The 17,963-nt window shown below is 59.9% G+C and carries 13 protein-coding genes and 2 pseudogenes; 7 read left to right on the top strand and 8 right to left on the bottom strand.

Features of this window, described 5'->3' with window-relative positions:
• Nucleotides 1–307: 307 nt before the first annotated feature.
• The 3 genes from X760_RS65855 (at nucleotide 308) to X760_RS77335 (ending at nucleotide 3,881) form a co-directional block, all read left to right on the top strand.
• Nucleotides 308–1,087 (top strand): phytanoyl-CoA dioxygenase family protein, encoded by a 780-nt coding sequence (locus X760_RS65855; RefSeq protein WP_023721444.1) that lies wholly within the window; start codon nucleotides 308–310, stop codon nucleotides 1,085–1,087.
• Nucleotides 1,088–1,420: 333 nt separating this feature from the next.
• Nucleotides 1,421–3,424 (top strand): class I tRNA ligase family protein, encoded by a 2,004-nt coding sequence (locus X760_RS65850; RefSeq protein ID WP_023721443.1) that lies wholly within the window; start codon nucleotides 1,421–1,423, stop codon nucleotides 3,422–3,424.
• 304 nt (nucleotides 3,425–3,728) lie between these two features.
• A complete protein-coding gene (locus X760_RS77335) occupies nucleotides 3,729–3,881 on the top strand; it encodes a hypothetical protein (protein ID WP_023721441.1) in 153 nt (50 codons plus the stop codon).
• A 371-nt stretch (nucleotides 3,882–4,252) separates the two neighbouring features.
• Here X760_RS77335 and X760_RS65845 read toward each other — a convergent pair whose 3' ends face one another.
• The 3 genes from X760_RS65845 to X760_RS65835 form a co-directional block, all read right to left on the bottom strand.
• The gene (locus X760_RS65845) at nucleotides 4,253–5,728 is read right to left on the bottom strand and encodes an NAD-dependent succinate-semialdehyde dehydrogenase (protein WP_023721439.1); all 1,476 of its coding nucleotides are present in this window, start codon (nucleotides 5,726–5,728) and stop codon (nucleotides 4,253–4,255) included.
• Nucleotides 5,729–6,212: 484 nt separating this feature from the next.
• Nucleotides 6,213–7,634, bottom strand: coding sequence for a pitrilysin family protein (locus tag X760_RS65840; protein ID WP_023721437.1), 1,422 nt, complete (start codon nucleotides 7,632–7,634; stop codon nucleotides 6,213–6,215).
• A 956-nt stretch (nucleotides 7,635–8,590) separates the two neighbouring features.
• Nucleotides 8,591–8,806, bottom strand: coding sequence for a hypothetical protein (locus X760_RS65835; protein ID WP_245278688.1), 216 nt, complete (start codon nucleotides 8,804–8,806; stop codon nucleotides 8,591–8,593).
• 382 nt (nucleotides 8,807–9,188) lie between these two features.
• On the opposite strand from X760_RS65835, the gene X760_RS65830 reads away from it, so the two are divergent.
• The gene (locus tag X760_RS65830) at nucleotides 9,189–9,401 is read left to right on the top strand and encodes a cold-shock protein (protein WP_023721434.1); all 213 of its coding nucleotides are present in this window, start codon (nucleotides 9,189–9,191) and stop codon (nucleotides 9,399–9,401) included.
• A 250-nt stretch (nucleotides 9,402–9,651) separates the two neighbouring features.
• Here the strand turns inward: X760_RS65830 and X760_RS65825 are convergent, their stop codons facing one another.
• On the bottom strand, nucleotides 9,652–10,122 hold the full coding sequence (locus X760_RS65825; protein ID WP_023721433.1) for a MucR family transcriptional regulator: 471 nt from the start codon (nucleotides 10,120–10,122) through the stop codon (nucleotides 9,652–9,654).
• Between the two features lie 645 nt (nucleotides 10,123–10,767).
• Between X760_RS65825 and X760_RS65820 the strand changes: the two genes are divergently transcribed.
• The gene (locus X760_RS65820) at nucleotides 10,768–11,070 is read left to right on the top strand and encodes a DUF982 domain-containing protein (RefSeq protein WP_023721432.1); all 303 of its coding nucleotides are present in this window, start codon (nucleotides 10,768–10,770) and stop codon (nucleotides 11,068–11,070) included.
• Nucleotides 11,071–11,895: 825 nt separating this feature from the next.
• A complete protein-coding gene (locus tag X760_RS65815) occupies nucleotides 11,896–12,930 on the top strand; it encodes a cytochrome-c peroxidase (RefSeq protein ID WP_031194669.1) in 1,035 nt (344 codons plus the stop codon).
• Between the two features lie 462 nt (nucleotides 12,931–13,392).
• Here X760_RS65815 and X760_RS65810 read toward each other — a convergent pair whose 3' ends face one another.
• The 4 genes and pseudogenes from X760_RS65810 to X760_RS65800 form a co-directional block, all read right to left on the bottom strand.
• Nucleotides 13,393–13,731 carry a hypothetical protein gene (locus X760_RS65810; RefSeq protein ID WP_031194667.1) on the bottom strand — a complete coding sequence of 113 codons (339 nt, stop codon included), beginning with the start codon at nucleotides 13,729–13,731 and terminating at the stop codon, nucleotides 13,393–13,395.
• A 245-nt stretch (nucleotides 13,732–13,976) separates the two neighbouring features.
• A pseudogene (locus X760_RS65805) lies at nucleotides 13,977–14,486 on the bottom strand (phenylalanine--tRNA ligase beta subunit-related protein); the annotation flags it as partial.
• Nucleotides 14,487–14,879: 393 nt separating this feature from the next.
• A pseudogene (locus X760_RS78175) lies at nucleotides 14,880–14,970 on the bottom strand (MOSC domain-containing protein); the annotation flags it as partial.
• A gap of 161 nt (nucleotides 14,971–15,131) precedes the next feature.
• A complete protein-coding gene (locus X760_RS65800; protein ID WP_031194665.1) occupies nucleotides 15,132–16,637 on the bottom strand; it encodes a PLP-dependent aminotransferase family protein in 1,506 nt (501 codons plus the stop codon).
• Between the two features lie 72 nt (nucleotides 16,638–16,709).
• On the opposite strand from X760_RS65800, the gene X760_RS65795 reads away from it, so the two are divergent.
• Nucleotides 16,710–17,942, top strand: a complete 1,233-nt coding sequence (locus X760_RS65795) for an aminotransferase class I/II-fold pyridoxal phosphate-dependent enzyme (RefSeq protein WP_023721427.1) — start codon at nucleotides 16,710–16,712, stop codon at nucleotides 17,940–17,942.
• The last annotated feature ends 21 nt before the right edge of the window (nucleotides 17,943–17,963 follow it).

Genomic DNA, 17,963 nt, shown 5'->3' with positions numbered 1-17,963 from the left:
GGTCTTGGCGGCCATGGCTGGGTCGGCGGTCAGCGGATGGTGCCGGCCTTTAGCGATGCGTGTCGTGGCTGGACCGGGTGAAGCGATTGATCCGGCCCAGTTTACGGAACCCCTGGACCCGGCTGAGCCTGACATAGGCAGTCTCGCGCCGAGCTTCTGCGGACAATATCCGCCGGAGCGGAACGCACTTAGCATCGCCGTCCCACATGATGTGAGTCCGTCTCCGTGGACCCGCAACTTGACCAGCGCCCGACTGCCCTAATTGGGATGTCCGACCAACCAGTCTTTCCAACAGGAGGCTTTTCACATGTTGACTGATGCACAAAGAGAAAAGTGGCAGAAAGACGGATACGTCAGGCTCGAAAGGTTCTTCTCTCCAGCGGATCAGGAAGATATCTCTACTTTTGTCGAAGATATGTCACGATGGGATGTCAGCGATGATAAATGGCTCATGTGGTTCGAGAAGACGACGGACAATCGAAAGATCATCTCCAAGATCGAGAATTTTCTCGATTTCCATGATCCATTGCGTCGTTTGCTCTTAGAAGATCAGCGCATAAAGTCAGCGGTCCAGGATTTGCTTGGCGAAGAGTCGCGCAGGCTCAAGGAGTTGCTGATTTTCCACTACCCCGACAGCGGCGGCTATCTCCCGCATCAGGACATTTATCACATTCCACACAAACTCCCCGACCGGATGGTCCATGCGGTGGTTGCCATAGGCATCGACGACTCCGACCCGGAAAACGGCGGGCTTTTCTTCAGCCCCGGCAACCACAAGAAGGGGGTGTTTCCCATGGATGCCGGTGGGGTGATCGATCCTCAAGTCGCCGAAATGTTCTCCTGGGAACCCGTAGTATGGAAGGCTGGCGACATCTTCATCTTCGACGATTACGCACCGCACTACTCACGACCGAACAAAAGCAATCGTTCGCGGCGGACACTCTACTTGGTGTTCCAGCGTGCTTCAACCGGTGGACCGACCCGCGCTGAATATAACGTGCTTAAGCGCGCCCTTAACCCGCCCGAGGGCAAAGTGGCCGATCTCGACAAACTCAAGCCCCCAAATGGCATTTTCTATCGCGATTGAGCTCACGCAGCCAGGCGGAGGCATGCACACGAAACTGATCGACCGCTCAAAAATGCGCGGAGAGTATGGCGTTCTGATTTGCGGGCTGGCGGAGCATCGACCGCAGCCCGTTACGACGCTTCGGCACGTGGATTGTGGAGGTGGTCGCAGGGCGGTCTTCTATAACGCCTACAGCCCGACTGGCGCACCCGTCGTCGCCGCCTGGGGCCCAGAGCCGGATTATTCTGGCCGAGGCCGGCAACGGGTTGGGCTGCCGCTTCTCTGCGCAACTTGCACAAGAGGCTGTTGCGTTGGCAGCCGAAGATACCACAGCTTCAACAGCTTAGGTTCGTCATGCGCAAACACAAGTTTTCTCGAACCGGGCTGTCGCGCGCGTTCGGTATCGACATGGCCACGCTTGGAACGGGAAGCGCCGGCACGGGGTTTTCGTTCGGTAGGGTGGCACCGGGCGTTACATCCGAGCCCCATCGGCACGACGAAATCGAGGCCTTCGTGATCCTGTCAGGATCGGGCAAGGTCAGGACCGACCTTGGGGAAATCCCGGTCGAGGCGGGCGATGTCGTTCTGTTCCACCCTTTTGAAGCGCATGTGCTGCGCAACGACGGAAACGAAGACCTAGATTTCGTCGATGTCTACTGGCGAGACGGCGAGGCCGCCCTTGATGCCGCTGCAAAGACCACGGCTCCACGCGGGCCGATCTTCGTCTTCTCCACGCCACCGACGCCTAATGGCGATCTGCATCTGGGGCATCTTTCTGGCCCTTATTTTGGCGCTGATGTCTACACGCGTTTCCTGCGCATGAAAGGGGTCGAGGCCTACCACCTGACAGGAAGCGACGATTACCAGAGCTACGTCACGATACGCGCCGATGCCGATCAATCGACGCCTGCAAACGTGGCGCGCTACTACGCCGACGAGATTTGCGCCACGCTTGCGCTTCTCGATTGTGACGTCCACAGCTTCCAACCCACAATGGACAATGACGGTTACGGCGAGTTTCAAGCCGCGTGTTTCCGCAGTCTTCTGAGCAGCACGGCGGTAGATCTGCGCCAGAGCCCTGCGCTTTTCGATGCTGTGACAAGCCACTATCTTTACGAACCGGATGTTAGCGGCCTCTGCCCCGATTGCGGCGGCTCCGCCGGTGGCAACATCTGCGAGGAATGCGGCGCCCCAAACCTTTGCCACGACTTGGGTGCAGCCCGGTCACGGCAGTCTGCCGAGGCGCCGCTGGTCGGCTCCGTCCGCCGCCCGGAGCTTGCCTTGGACCGATGCTACGACAATATCGACCGGCATCTAAGGGCGTCGGGCGTCCCGCTACGGATCTTGGATCTCTTCGCGCGCCTACGCCGACGCGGCAACTTTTCAGTGCCCATTACCCACCCCTCGGACTGGGGCCTGCCGGCCGAAGGGTTCCCGGGGCAAGTGATCTGGGTCTGGCCGGAAATGGCCTTCGGTTTTCTTTACAACATCCAGGCGCTCGGCCGCTTGCTGGGTCGCGACTGGAAGGCGGAGATGCCCGGCAACGACTGGCAGATTGTCCATTTCTTCGGCTTCGACAATTCGTTCTACCACGCGCTACTCTACCCCGCTCTTTACGCCGAGGTCTTCTCCCACTGGACGCCACGCATCCGCTATCACGTCAACGAGTTCTACCTGCTCGACGGCAAGAAGTTCTCAACCAGCTGCCGCCATGCGGTCTGGGGCAAGGAGGTTCTGAGCCCAAAGACAGTCGACGTCGTGCGCCTCCATTTGGGCCTGACACGCCCGGAAGGTGAGCGGACGGATTTCACGCTGGACGCGCTGCGCCGCACCGAGAACGAGGTGTTCCAAGGGATTTGGCTGAACTGGCTTGATGCGTTGAACCAGGAAATCAAGCAGGATTTTGGCGGCCGTGTACCCGATGCAGGCGACTGGAGCCCGGTCGACCGCGCCTTCTTTGCTCGGATAGAGATCTATCGCGCGGCGATGGAGCGCGCCTATTCGGACGAAGGCTTCTCGGTCCGGCGCGCGGCCGCTCAGGTCTGCGATTTCGTGCGCGATTGCGTGATCTACCGTCGGGCGCAAGACTATGCGGCGGCGCGACGTTTCTATCCCGCCCGCAATCGGACTTCGCTAGCCCTTCAGACGACGGCCGCTGCGATCCTGGCACCGACACTCGCTCCGCTGCTGCCCCGATTCGCCAGAACGCTGGCGCGAGGCATCGATGGCGTCTCAACCGAAACATGGCCCCGGTCCGTCCAGCGCCTTGCGCCCGAGACGCGCTTTGATCTCGGACCGGTGTTGGTGTTCTACGCCAAATCCGGCAATCCTCATCTCCATGAGGAGGAAGCACTATGAGCCCAAAGGTGCACCAGTGAGCTATCCCAATCTCGACCAGATCTGCGCGGCAATCAAAGCCGATGATGCCAAATATCTTTACTCGCTGTCACTGGCGACCGAAGCCGCTATCAGAGGGTAGAGACCAGATTGGCGGACCTGAACCAACGCATGTCGACACCCTGGCTCGCGCCTTCGAGGACCGCTCGGCCGATCGCTTCCCAGCCCTTGCTGTTTCGTGCCGCAAATGCCGTGTGGGCTCGACTGCGCTGACCAACCTCTTCGGCATCGCGGGATTTCCGTCCTCCAGCCGGTCAAGACTGTCATGCGGTTCGAGGCGCTTGGTCAACCGGGCGCGCCCTGGATCGTGCGCCGATCACCGGAAATGTCGAATGCGAATGCCTGCCTGATGGTATCTTCGATTCTGTCCGAGCCTGTACTGGCGCGGCAGTCGGCCGAAGAACAACTGAGCTACTGACGATCGGAAGGTAGCAGGTTCAAAATTCTGCCCCACAAACCGGATATTGCGCACAACCAGCGTTCGCGATCGCGATGGTGCACAAGCTTCCAACCAGACCCGCGCAATGACAGCCCGTCGCCTGAAGATAGTCGGCGAGGGCCGCCAAATCCTTCGCAAGCGTATCCTCCGTCACATGCACGCCGTCTTCGCCGACAATGCAGACGCTTGTCTCGTCGAGAGATAAGTCCAGCCAGGGTGCTCCTTCAGGATTGCGTGTTTGCTCGGGACGGAGCCGCCCCTCAGTTCCCAATCGAGGAGCGATCCTACAATACACATGTTTGGAGATCGCTCGCTAGGTTACCGGTCTGTGAACCCTGCAAGCCGAAAATTCAGATGCCGCCCATGCAGAGATATTTCATTTCAAGGTAGTCCTCGAGGCCATGGCGGGATCCCTCCCGCCCGATGCCGGACTGTTTTATCCCACCGAACGGCGCCGCTTCTGAAGACATCCGGCCGGTATTTACCCCGACCATTCCATATTCCAAGGCCTCGGCCACACGCCAGACACGCTTCAGGTTGGAGGCATAAAAGTAGGCCGCGAGGCCGTAGATCGTGTCGTTGGCCTCACGCACGACCTGATCCGCATCTTTGAAGCGAATAATCGGTGCCAGCGGCCCGAATGTCTCTTCTTGCGCGACGGTCATCTCGCTGGAGACACCGGTCAGGACTGTCGGTTGGAAAAACGTGCCATTCGTGCCGATGCGTTTGCCCCCGCATCGAATTGCGCCGCCTTTGGCGACGGCATCGGCAATATGGGATTCGATCTTGGCCAAAGCGTGCTTGTCGATGAGCGGTCCGATGTCCACTCCGGGAGCGAAACCGTCACCAACTTGAAGTTGGCGAGCCCGTTGCACGAATTTCTCGACGAACTCGTCGTGAACGCCCGACTGGACATAAAGGCGGTTCGCCGAAACGCAGGTCTGGCCGGCATTGCGGAACTTCGCCTGGATCGCACCGTCAACCGCGGCATCGATATCGGCATCATCGAAGACGATGAAAGGTGCATTGCCGCCGAGCTCAAGGCTGACTTTTTTGATCTGGTCCGAGCACTGGCGCATGAGAAGGCGCCCGATCTCAGTCGACCCGGTGAAGCTGATCTTGCGGACCTTGGGATTGGTACAAAGTTCGCGGCCGACCGCGTCACCTTCGGACGCATAGATCAGGTTGACGACGCCTTCAGGAAAGCCAGCCTGATGGGCGAGGGCGAACATTGCTCCCGCCACCAGCGGCGTCTGTTCAGCGGGCTTGAGGACGATCGTGCAGCCCGCCGCCAAGGCTGGCGAGATTTTGCGCGCCACCATCGAGGCCGGGAAATTCCATGGCGTTATCGTGCCAACAACTCCGATGGGCTGCTTGATTACCAGCATTCGGCGGTCCATCGATGGTGCGGAGATCGTCTCGCCATAGACGCGATTGGCCTCCTCGGCGTACCATTGCAGATACGCCGCAGCATGCGATATCTCCGACTTGGCTTCGGCAAGCGGCTTGCCCATCTCCGCGGTGAGAATCGCGGCGAGATCGTCGGCGTGGTCGATGATCAACTGATGCCATCGCCATAGAACGTCGCTGCGCTCACGTGCGGTCAACCCTGCCCATCCAGGCTGCGCGACATAGGCCTTGTCGATCACAGCGCATGTCTCCTCGACACCCATGTCGGGTAGTTCTGCCAGCACTTCGCCAGTCGACGGGTTGAGGACCTCGAATGTCCGCTCGCTGATCCGCGTGCCAAGTGCCGGCAGGCGATCAATGGGTCCAAACAGGTCGGGGGATGTCAGGTGACGGATCATCGGCAGGCACAGGGGCAATACCGGATTCCTCCTCAACGCAGCAGGTATATATAGCAGGTGCGGTGTGTACTCCGCGACGTCCGGGTTCCTTATAGGGCCTCGGCCAGACAGCTGGTAGACCACGGTACCCAACTGGAAAGGGAGAAATACGCTAGAAGATGTCTCGCGGTTCTACTAGTCGAACGATTGAACAACGGACATCGGCTTCGCCAGCCCCGCGCAGTGGATGCTGGTGGCCTCGGCCTACAATCTGCGGACCACGAATCGGCGACTCTATCCACTCGAAGAGAGGCTGGCCTGAGGAGGAGCGCACCCCAATAATGACGCCGGAACCGGCAAATGCCTGGCAAGGCCCGCGAACACCGCTCCTCGCGGCTTTAAACAGATCCCGTTTGCCCGGCGAGCGCCCGCAAGATGAGAAAGAGGATGGAGAGGAACAGGGTGGCGAAGGCGCGCCGAAGGAAGACCGGCCGGCGCATTTGCACGGGGATGGAGCTCATGATCAATTCCCCGCCTGTTGCTGCGGCAAAAGATAGCCTGTCGTCGAATGCTCGAGCACCAGATAACGCGCGGCGACCGCCTTGACCTCGTCGGTGGTCACCTTGCGGACGCGGTCCGGCCTCTCGAGCACGTCCTTCACATTGCCACCGGTGGTGAGCGTCTTGCCATAAATGTTGGCGATGTGGTCCAGCTCGTCGTGCGCAAAAATCACCGAGCCGATATAGCGGTCTTTGGCCTTGTCCAGCTCGTCGCTGGTGACGCCATCCTTGGCGATCCGGGCGACTTCGGCAACGGCTGCCGCTTCGAGATCGACGAGCTTTGCATCGCCGCGCGGCGAGCCGGAGATCGTGAAATTGGTGTCGTCTAGCATGGTGCCCTGGAAGGAGGCGCCGGCCGCCGAGGCTATGCCTTGCTTGACGACAAGCTCCTGATAGAGCCGGCTGCGGTTACCGCCGCCGAGGATCTCGGCCAGCAGGTCGAGCGCCTCGGCCTCGCCGGGCTCTGCGGTATGATAGGACGGCACCACCCATTGAGTGGAAAAGCTCGGCACCGAAACGCGCGCATCGGTCAGCGTCACTGTGCGCTTGGTGTTCTGCTCCGGCTCGACCGGACGGTTGCGCGGGGGCAGGTCCGGCCCGCGCACAACCTTGCCATAGGTCTTCTCGGCCAGCGCCTTCACCGTCTCAGGCTCTACGTCGCCGGCCACCACCAGCACGGCGTTGTTCGGTCGGTAGTATTTGTTGTAGATGGTGAATGCGTCGGTGCCGTTCAGCTTCTCCATCTCCTGCATCCAGCCGATGACCGGAATGCGGTAGGGCTGGTTCTGCCGCAACGTCGCGTTGACCTCCTCGTCCAGCAGAGCATGCGGGTTCGTCTCTCTGTGCCAACGGCGCTCCTCCAGGATCACGTCGCGCTCGGTCTTGATTTCATCGTCGTTGAGGATGAGGTTGAACATGCGATCGGCCTCGAAGCCCATCATCTCACCCAACGCCGAGGGCGCCACCGTCTCGAGGAAGGTGGTGTAGTCATAGGCGGTGAAGGCGTTATTGTAGCCGCCGATGGCTGAGACGGCTCGGTCGAACTCGCCGGCGGCGTGGTTGGTCGTCGCCTTGAACATCAGATGCTTGAGGAAATGGGCAAGGCCGGATTTGCCGGGTGGCTCGTCGGCGCTGCCGATCTTGTACCAGACCATATGAGTGACGATCGGCGCGCGGTGATCGGGGATGACGACCACTTCCATGCCGTTGTCGAGCAGGAAATCCGTCACCTTGCCGCCGTCGGTGGCGGCCAGAGCCGGAGCGGTCGTCACCAGGGCCAGCGCGGTGGCAATGAACGCCCTGCGCAGCCAGGGGGACGATCGATGGCTGCGGTTGTGGTGGCTGGTCGAAAGGCAAGGTTCGAGGCAAAGTGATTTGTTCTTCATTTTGATGAAGGCGCTGCGTCCCCGTCTCCCCGCGTGGGAGGATCGGCGGGCAGCGCCGAGCCAGATGAATAAGCTCTTCATGGGACCAGGCCTTACTCGAGCCTCATCTTTGGATGGACCCAGGAGACCTGCGGCGGTATTTCTTGGTGAGGTGATCATGGGACGGATTCTCCTTGGTCCGCGACGCCTTGCCGATGACCAAGCATGCACCGTGCCAGATCAGAAAACCGTTCGAGGCAGTGGACAAATCGGGCTCTGCCATGTTGCGCATCCGACATTGTCGGACATCGGACAGGGCCGAACGCGACGCGCGCGCGGCTGAGAATATCTTCTTCGTTCGGAAGACGATTGGGCGCGCTGCCGGGGAGGGTATAGGATGCGCTTCGAATGGCCGCTGCACTGACGGTGAGAATGGAGATGTTGGTCGCCCCAGCGGAACCCTGTCCTCGACAGCCAGACCGGGTCGATGAACGGCAGAGGCGCGAGGAGCGTAGCGAACTCGAGCGCGGAGCCTGCTCGCGCGCTAGGACGGATCTGATCCAAAAATCGGCGAGTTGGGCGATATCCGCGAGGCGCTGGAAAACGAAGATCGTAGGACTCGGGCGGGAAAAAACAATGCGGTTGCGCGCTTCTGGCGTAATGCGCCTGCCGCGAGGCCGTTGAGCCTGATGAGTTGCTGCGGGAAAGGGGAGTGTTTGCGCGGGACCTTGGTCAAACGTAAGAAACAACCGTCGAGCTCGCCCTGGATGGGGCATGCAGGCACGTTTGTCGCTGGAGGACAGCAGCACGGAAGCTGTCCGCGCTTGCCGTCGTCGCTGGGTACCAAACAGGAGAATTTGGCGGTCGCGATCAAATTCATCTGCGTAAATACCGCCTGGCTGTGCTCGGTTTGCCGGGGAACAGATTTTGCCTTCTTTGCGGCTGCAAACGCATCCCTGGCGGCGTGGTCCCTTAGGTCAAGGGCATCGGGTGAGTAACAGCCTGATCCTGCGCGCCAACCGCCTCGCCGGATTGTGGAACCGCTCGCGGGTCGCTTCTACCACAAACAGCAAGGTCATGAAATCAAGTAGGAAGTCGTCGATCGCTTGGGCGATTGTTTCTGACCTGCCCTTGAACTGGTCCAGCATAACGCGCGCGTTATCGACCGCTTCCACGCTGGTGGCATCGATCAACCCCTCGACCCCCTTGAAACAATCCAGTTCGAGACTCCTTCAAGCGCTTGCCAAGCGTTATGCACGAAGGTAGCTCCGTGAACCACCCGCCCTTGACCTGGCGGCACGAGCAGCGGTCGGCCGTACGTCCCGTGCCTCCGAGCACCAGCCATAGACGTGGCGCTGAGGAGCGTTGGAAGGGTCGGGCGCTTCCGGCCATGCTCGAGCGGTAGTGTAAGGACAGTGTTTGCTGGCGACCACGGCCACAATGGAGTGCGCAAGTTGTCGCCGACCAATCAAGCGGCCTTGAAATTTTTTCGTATTGCTGCCCGTAAGTCTCGGCTATGAATCGGACTGGCCAAATGGCCTGCCCACGTTGCAATTGTTACAAAGGAACACGCATATGGCGACCGGAACAGTGAAGTGGTTCAACAGCACCAAGGGGTTTGGATTTATCCAACCCGACGATGGCGGTCAGGATGTTTTCGTCCACATTTCCGCTGTCGAACGCGCGGGCCTCTCGACCCTCGCTGACGGCCAGAAGATCAAGTATGAGATTGAACAGGACCGCCGCACTGGCAAATCCTCCGCTGGCAGTCTCAGCAAAGTTGGCTGAATTTACTCTTGCGTCCTGGCAAGAGTGGGCGCGGTACGTCACGAGGGACTCACGGCCGCTCGACAAGAGCGAGCAAGAACGTGGCTCAACTGCAAGGCCGGGGTAGCAGATCGCTGCAAGGCGTGGCGAATTGAATTCCTCAAGAAACAAGGCTGTTTGAAAGGAAGGCGGGGTTGGCCCCGCCTTTTTATATGACGCGCAGATTAAGCCGATTGCTGCAACGCTCCAGAACGAATCTCGATTGCCGAAATCAAGCCGCGACCTTCTTGCGGGTTCGCTTCGTCGGCCCCGGCTCCGGCGCTTCCGGCGCTTTCGGTTTGCGGCCGAGCCCCATCGTCTTGGCCAATGACGAGCGCGCCGCGGCGTAGTTCGGCGCGACCATGGGATAATCCGCCGGCAGGCCCCATTTGGCCCGATATCCATCCGGCGTCAGCCCATAGTGGGTCGACAGATGGCGCTTTAGCGATTTGAATTTCTTCCCGTCCTCAAGGGAGATGATGTAGTCCGGTGTCACCGACTTCCTGATCGGGACTGCAGGCGTAAGGGCAACCGGCTCTTCTGCAGAAACACCTCCGGCCGTCCGTTTCAGAGCCGCGTGCACTTGGCCGATGAGGGCAGGGAGATCCCCCACCGGGATCGGATTGTTGGAGACATAGGCTGAGACGACATCGGCCGTGAGCTCGATGAGGGTGTCGATGTTTTTTTCGGCTTCTTCTGTCATGAAACTCTCCAGGCGGCGTGAAACACAGTCGGCGAAGCGTCGCTTCATAGTGGCGGTCGCCGCTNGTTTTTTGCGGCTTCTTCTGTCATGAAACTCTCCAGGCGGCGTGAAACACAGTCGGCGAAGCGTCGCTTCATAGTGGCGGTCGCCGCTTAAAGCAACAAAGGTCTCGCCAGGATTATTGCGATGCTCGTCCAGCGAGATCTATGGCGCGGTATCCCGCCGTCGTGACCGTTGATCCGTCCGTAGTTGGCGACCTGCCGCGGTGCTTGCGTATTTTCAGGCGCGTCTCGGCCGTAAGCTTTGCGCCGAAATGACCAGTAATCTCGAAACGAAGCGGGCTATTTCTGTTTCGCCATCCTCTCTTTGGCTGTGAAATCGGTGGCAGAGCAGTGGCCGCTTCCTGGTGGCGCGTGGAGGAAGTATCAAGCGTTGATTCGCAATGGTCGAAACGATGTAGATTCCTCCGTGAGCCGCTCTCGCAGCAGGATGTTAGGGACTGGCCCGCTGGTAAACCGAGGACATCACGCCGCTGCTTTGCTATTGAACCGCTATCGCTGTGACAACACATTCCGCAATGGTGGGCGGGTGTAGAGGAGGCGCCTGTTCACGCAAACTAGCGGTTCAGCAGGTCGGGAGGAACGAATGAGCTCAGGGACTTTCAGCAGCCCACTTTTCGTAAGGCGTGCAGCGCACATCGTGAAAGAGATTGCCAGTCCTGCGGATGCTATCGATTTTCTCAACGAATGGCCAGAAGATCGCCGAGACCGGATCTACGAAGCCGCCCTCAGGGCGTGCTTTGATGCATACAACGGACGAAAACCTGCGAGCGCAGCGCGCAAGACTTTTTTCCGCTTTGCGAAACAGGTCGTCATATTGGAAGATGCAACCTCCGCGATGCAATGGCTCGCTGCCTGCATGTCGGACAGTGGAAAAGCGCAAGTATAGGCGTCGCAGTCGAGTGTGAGGCTGGAGCGGGTACGCCGACGAGGTAATTGTATCCAGATTTCGCCGGCATCTAGAGCGTAGTATAAACAAACAATATTTTGCGCGCTATGGCGATGTTAATCATCTTGTTGTATTTGTAAATCAGCTTCTCGCGACAGGACTGCAACGCTTCCGGTGTGAAAATCACTGCGTGGGACTTGGTTCTATCAAATTCATGACGGTAAATTTGCCCTGTTATTATCGCAAAGAAGTTGTCCCATTGAAGGCTGACAAACGAGGCAAAAATTGTGCTCCGTCGTCTGCCAATATTCGCTCGATGGAGGCTATAAGCCTCACAAGCCAATCAAAACAGCTACTCGGGCGCCCTTTGAAATTCGTTTAATTTCGCTCACCCGAAACGGTCCTCTACAGTCGAAATAAAATTGTCCCGCAAAGGTGCTACAAGACACTATCGCGGATCGATTTGGGCCCACGTGGATCTGGCGAAGGCAGGCGGAAGTCGAGCAGGACCTGCAGCGGAACAGATCACCGGCCCCGAACCGAAATCTGAGACAGCGGCGGCCCCGATTTCTTCATAGTTGAAGGCGCAGAGAGAACCGAAGCACGGCTCCGGCGCTGCCGCTTGCCGAGCAGCGATCCTCCGCCTCCCAAAATCCAATCGAGAAGAGCGTTCAATTCCGGGACGGTCCAAGCTCTGCCGCAAAAACAGGTGTCAGACCACCCGGTCCGCAACTGATCTAGCGCAGGGCGTTCATGAGCCGCATATCCCAGAGTGGCTGCGTGCATGACGCAGCGAGATCATTTGTGAAAATCCTATTCAGTACGATGGCTGTCCCCTTGCTGACAGCCACCGCCTTTGCTGCGGATTCGATCCCCGCAGACCTCAGAGAAACGGCAATGGCCACTTTCAAGGCTTTGCCACCCACCACGCCGGCAGTCGCCAACAACCCGATCACCCCGGAAAAGATCGCTCTCGGCAAGGCACTGTTCTTCGATCCACGCGTCTCTGCGTCAGGCGTCTTGTCGTGCAACTCGTGCCACAACCTGGCCACCGGCGGCGACGACAATCACGAAACCTCGATCGGCCATGGTTGGCAGAAGGGACCGCGCAACGCGCCGACTGTACTGAACGCTGTCTTCAACATCGCCCAGTTCTGGGACGGTCGTGCCGAAGACCTGAAGGCTCAGGCGAAGGGACCGGTCCAAGCCGGCGTCGAAATGGCCAATACACCGGGTCAAGTCATCGCCACCCTCAAGTCGATGCCGCAATATGTCGATTGGTTCGATGCAGCTTTTCCGGCTGAAGTCGATCGGGTCACCTTCGACAACCTCGCCAAGGCAATCGAAGCCTTCGAGGCGACACTGGTCACGCCGGCCCCCTTCGACAGCTTCCTGAATGGCGATGACGCCGCCATGACTTCCGAACAGAAACAGGGCCTGGCGCTTTTCATGGACAAAGGCTGCTCGTCCTGCCATGGCGGTATCAACGTTGGTGGGGAAGCCTATTACCCATTCGGCCTCGTGGAACAGCCTAGCGCCGAGGTCCTGCCGGAAAAAGACAAGGGCCGATTTGCGGTCACCAATACTGCCGACGATTCCTATGTTTTCCGCGTGGCGCCGCTGCGCAACGTTGCACTCACCGCGCCATACTTTCATTCGGGCAAGGTTTGGGATCTGAAACAGGCCGTTGCCATCATGGGAACCACCCAGCTTGGCGTGGTACTGGCGGACGAAGAAGTCGACCTGCTTGTTGCCTTCCTCAACTCGCTGACCGGAAAGGCACCCGAGCTCGCCTATCCCATTTTACCCGCCGAAACGGCGACAACGCCCCGGCCTGTAACGCAGATCTTAGGAAAATAAACGGCCAGCTGACTGCGGAAGATCGCAATTGGCAATGATTGCGACTTTTACTGGGACGAGACGATCGCGACCTCCATGAGAACGCAAATGGCTCGTTTCCAAAGTGCAGACACTGCTTCCGTCACCAGCTCGTTGCGATGGAATCATGTTTGGGATCTGCCGTGCGACATGCCAAGGAAGGCGTCTGACGCATGAGGCTCGCGCGCTGTCGATACCGCGCGGCGGCCGGCCATCGCGCTGGCGGCCGAATAGCCGCGCGCCCGAGTGACCGGCCCCCCCCTAGGGCGATGGGGCAGCCACTCCGTCCTCCATGTCCAGCGATTCTTCGACTGCTTCCGGATTCCGGGCGATGGTCCAAAGGAGAGTATTCGCCGCTATATCCGGTTTCGAGCGACCTTGCTCCCAGTTTCGAAGCGTTGCCAGATCGAGACCATACCTTACGGAGAATGCCTCCTGAGAGAGCTACGTGCGATCTCGGACTTCGCGAACACTTATCGGCCGCGGGGCATGAACCTTCGCGATCACCCCTGCGGACGACAGTTCATTCTTCAGTGCCAACAGGTCGTCGACGCAAGGAACCGTCACGAACGCCTTGCCGTGATCGACCATCTCCGTGAGTATCGCGTGGGCCGTCCTGAGCGGCAGCTGTCTCTTTACGAGAATGCGGGCGGCCTCAGGAGTATTCGCGCCGTGAAGAAAACCGAGGCTCAGTCGGACGGGAGAGCCTGACGGCACCGGCACGACGTCCCGGGTTCGCACCCGTTGTCCGAACCGCTCCATGAATTTCGATGTAGTCGACATTAACCTTCTCCGCGATCACTCGACCGAGCTTGCGTAATTTGGACCATCCAACACTGGAGGGCATCGCGATAAAAGTACGCCAAACAACGCTAAGGGAGAACAAACGGTTGATTTCGTTCGACGCTCGTTTTCGAGAGCCGTTCTGGGTCGTTCGCAATCAACTGTGTAGGCCAGCGGAGCGAGCAAGGAGCGCCAGATCCGGACAGGGCTGAGTGGGGTGTTTTTCCGAAAGGTGGGGCCATGCCCTAAGGAACACGAGATGTAGTGGACTCGTTGATCCGCGCGGTTTCGATTCGCGCACCCGGGCACAACGCTTGGATAAGTCCCATCAGATGCTCTCCGGTGGCCGTCATCTGTTTAGCTGACATTGGGCCGAGGGCTTCCAGCACGAGCCACATGGCGCGGGTATCGACCGTGACCATGGTGCGCCGCCCCTGCCGCCAGTTCCAGCGGCGGCACGTGACACCGGCATCATCGCACCAGATGACTTCGCCCGGTTCAGGATGCTCGGTTACCATTTCACCTTGCTGGATCGTGTCGAATGGCTCCGCTCCCTTCGCAATTAAAAGTCTCGGGACCCCTTGGTAGAGATCGAGATCCTCCCCGCCAATCGGAACGCCATACAACACGCTGACGGCATTGTAGGCATCAACCAGTGGGGATATCCGCGGGAGAGAGCCATGTTTCCGCACCCGCTTGAGAAGCGCGGCGGCCGAGCACGGCGTTCGATTGGGCTTTGTGCCGAAAGCCTCGCAGGCAACGGCCCACGCCGCAAGATGCGCGTCCCTTGGGCGTCATCGCGAAGCGCCGCCTGTTCCGCCGCCGCAATCGTGTCGTTCAACGCCTGTGCATCCGGCACATCGATTTCAGCGTTCCGCACCACAATGCTGATCAGATGAAAATCCGGGTAGCGGGCCTTGATCTCGGGGGCAATCAATGGCGTGAAAGACATGGGATGCTCTTTTCTCATGGGGAGGCTTTGCGCTGCGGGTCGTTCGGGAAATGTTTGAAGAAAGGTGCTTGTCGAGCGTCCAGATCTTCTTGCATCGGCATGGTGCATGCCGCACCATGCGTTGGATAATTCCATCATTCGGCCGTGGACAAGGCCTGGTAGAGATCGTCGATATGTCTTGCGGGTGCTCGAGCCCGCCTCGGCCACTACGCCTCCGCCAGATCCTCCATTTCATAGGAGGCAGCGGGCGCGATATGGATGTGAAGCAGCTTTCCTTGCCGGGTCATGCATCGCTCTCGGAAATTCGTCTCGCACGAAAATCTGCCGCCAAACTGGCCTGATCAACAGCACCAGTTGCATGGCGTTTTCCCAGTCCAGTTGGCTTTGCACGAGATGCGGTTCAGCCGAAGGGTCGGTTTCCTCGCCAGCACGCCACGTCCCCGCCTTTTTAGCCACCGTGTCCCGGCAACGCGTCTTGCAGCTGCTTGACAACCGCTCGCAGGACCTCAACGCCCTTCTCGATCTGCCGAATGCTCAAAGCGGCATAGCCCATGACAAGCCCCACGCGATCGATGTGGCCTTCGTCCGACTGCCGCTCGTAAAGGGGCGAGATCAGGTGTAGCCCCAGGCCCGCACGTCGGGCGGCTTCGACCAGTGCCGTTTCCTGCGATCGTGGCAGGTCGTTGAACCAAACGGCGGCGTGCAGACCGGCATCTGCTCCCTGGACAGCGATGCGATCGCCGAAGCTGTGCCGCAAGGCACCCAACAACGTTTCCCGACGCTCGCCGTTCAGCCTGCGCACGCGGCGCACATGGCTTTCGTAGCCGCCGCTCTCGATCAAAGATGCAAGCGCTTCCTGTTCAGCGACCGGCGAATGCCGGTCCGCGAATTGTTTGGCGGTTGCGAAGACCTCCTGCAATTCGGGCGGGACGACGAGGTAGCCTATGCGCCGCATTGGCGAGAGCGTCTTGGAGATTGTGCCGAGATAGATGACAGCCCCGTGGTCCTCGAGGCTGTGCAGCGGTGGAACCGGATTGATGTCGTAGCGATATTCGCTGTCGTAGTCGTCCTCGATCACATAGGCGTCGTTGTGCCGCGCCCATTCCAGAAGCTGATGGCGGCGTGCGATCGGCATGACGCCGCCCAGCGGAAACTGATGCGATGGCGTGACATAGGCCAGTTTTGCCCCGATCCCCGCCAGCAACTCCGTCTTCATCCCGCCCTCGTCGACGGGGACCGGGACGGGCGAGGCACCCGTACTGGCAAAGACCTGACGTGCCATCCTATAGCACGGGTCCTCGATGACGAAGCGGTCGGCGGGATCGACAAGCAGGCGAGCGCACAGATCGAGGCCCTGCTGCGAACCGTTGACGATGATGATCTGCTCGAGGTCGCAGCTCAGGGTTCGGGCGCGCCAGAGATAGCCCTGGAGCGCCTGACGCAGCCGGCGCGAGCCGCGAGGGTCGTCATAGGCAAGACGCAACGGGCGCTGCGCCATCGCCTCGTTCATCGCGCGTTTCCAGATCAATGCAGGGAAATCCGACGGAGCCAGGTCGCCATAGCGGAAATCGACCTTTAGCGCATTCGGCAGATAATCTGGCCAGGGCGGTGTAGCGCGCAGTCGTCGCCCATAGGCCGACAGAAGAACCGGGCCGACCCGTTTCGCGGACATGCGGCGTGTCTCAGGGCCGATCAACGAAGATGCAACGCGAGGTCGCGCGCCTTGACGGGCTTCGATGAAACCTTCCGCCGTCAGTTGCTCATAGGCGACCGTCACCGTCGTTCGCGAAACCCCAAGGTCATTTGCCAGGCCTCGGGAGGACGGCAGCTGACTGCCGGTTTCGTAGACACCGCCGAGGATCTGCTCGCGAAGAGCCTCGTAGATCTGGCGTGCACCCATCGCGTGCGTGCGACCTGCAGAACCGGCACTTGAAGACTGGACCATTTCATTCATCGCCAACTGGATATTTCACATTGGCCAGTTTGCCGTCAATCTTTCGGGGACCAAGAAAGATCGAGAGGCCGAATGACCCGTTCCTATCAATCCGAAACCGATGCTCTCACGCGGTCGCTCAACGACACCGGTCCCGGATTCGCCACTCGGGCGATCCATCATGGCTACGATCCCGCCGGCTTTTCCAATGCCGTTCAGCCGCCAGTCTTCTTGACCTCGACCTATGGATTCGAAAGCGTGGCAGCGAACGAGGCCGCCGCCGCGCTTGGCGGAAGGCTCTATGCGCGCGAATACAATCCGACGACGGAGATCCTCGAACAACGGCTTGCCAATCTGGAAGGAGCCGAGGCAGGTCTGGTCGTTGCCTCGGGGATGGCGGCTTTCGGCACGCTGATCCTGTCGCTCCTGTCCCAAGGCGATGAACTCATCGTCCACAAGACGCTTTATGCGAACACGCTTGCCATGGTCGAACAGGCGGTCCCCCGCTTCGGCATCAAGGTCATCGCGGTCGACCTGTCCGATCCTCACAATCTCGACGCCGCGATTACCGAGCGGACCCGGCTGGTTTTCTTCGAGACGCCGGTGAATCCGCTGAGCCGCATCCTCGACATCGCTGCCATTGCCGAGCGCGCCCACGCGCGCGGTGTAAAGATTGCAGTCGACAGCACCTTCGCTTCCCCCGCGCTCCAGCGGCCGCTCGAACATGGGGCAGACCTCGTGCTCCACTCGCTGACCAAGTACATCAATGGGCACGGCGATGCCCTTGGGGGCGCGCTTCTGGGCGACGCGCCAACGCTCCGCACGCTGCACGAAACGGGCCTGCGCTACATCACCGGCGCAGCGCTCTCGCCCATGTCAGCCTTCCTGATCCTGCGCGGTCTGAAGACGCTCACGCTGCGCATGGAACGGCACAGCGGCACGGCCCTTGCGGTGGCTCGGGCGCTCGAGGCGCACCCGGCGGTGGCATGGGTGAGTTATCCCTTCCTCGACTCGCACCCTGATCAGGTGACGGCGCGAAAGCAGATGTCCAACGGGTCGGGCATGTTGGCCTTTGGCCTTCGCGCTGGATACGAAGGCGCGCGCCGGATGATGGACCGGCTCAACCTGATCACCCGGGCTGTCAGCCTCGGCGATACCGACAGCCTCATCTATCATCCAGCAAGCCTCACACGTGCTCGGCAGCCGATCCGCAAGGATGCCCATTTGGCCGACGGAGTCGGCGAGGACCTCATGCGTCTCTCGGTGGGGCTCGAAGACGCCGATGACCTGATCGCCGATCTGCGGCGGGCTTTGGACGTCTTGTGATGACTTGGCGTGCGGCCACCT

Origin of the sequence: Mesorhizobium sp. LSHC420B00 (assembly GCF_000503055.1) — a bacterium.
Classification (GTDB): Bacteria; Pseudomonadota; Alphaproteobacteria; order Rhizobiales; family Rhizobiaceae; genus Mesorhizobium.
This window is presented reverse-complemented; position numbering and strand designations above follow the sequence as displayed.

Bases quoted from the DNA above. Each gene is read 5' to 3' on its own strand.
- X760_RS65855 (WP_023721444.1), top strand. From the start codon at position 308: ATGTTGACTGATGCACAAAGAGAAAAGTGGCAGAAAGACGGATACGTC.
- X760_RS65850 (WP_023721443.1), top strand. From the start codon at position 1,421: ATGCGCAAACACAAGTTTTCTCGAACCGGGCTGTCGCGCGCGTTCGGT.
- X760_RS77335 (WP_023721441.1), top strand. From the start codon at position 3,729: ATGCGGTTCGAGGCGCTTGGTCAACCGGGCGCGCCCTGGATCGTGCGC.
- X760_RS65840 (WP_023721437.1), bottom strand. From the start codon at position 7,634: ATGAAGAACAAATCACTTTGCCTCGAACCTTGCCTTTCGACCAGCCAC.
- X760_RS65830 (WP_023721434.1), top strand. From the start codon at position 9,189: ATGGCGACCGGAACAGTGAAGTGGTTCAACAGCACCAAGGGGTTTGGA.
- X760_RS65825 (WP_023721433.1), bottom strand. From the start codon at position 10,122: ATGACAGAAGAAGCCGAAAAAAACATCGACACCCTCATCGAGCTCACG.
- X760_RS65820 (WP_023721432.1), top strand. From the start codon at position 10,768: ATGAGCTCAGGGACTTTCAGCAGCCCACTTTTCGTAAGGCGTGCAGCG.
- X760_RS65815 (WP_031194669.1), top strand. From the start codon at position 11,896: ATGGCTGTCCCCTTGCTGACAGCCACCGCCTTTGCTGCGGATTCGATC.
- X760_RS65810 (WP_031194667.1), bottom strand. From the start codon at position 13,731: ATGTCGACTACATCGAAATTCATGGAGCGGTTCGGACAACGGGTGCGA.
- X760_RS65800 (WP_031194665.1), bottom strand. From the start codon at position 16,637: ATGAATGAAATGGTCCAGTCTTCAAGTGCCGGTTCTGCAGGTCGCACG.
- X760_RS65795 (WP_023721427.1), top strand. From the start codon at position 16,710: ATGACCCGTTCCTATCAATCCGAAACCGATGCTCTCACGCGGTCGCTC.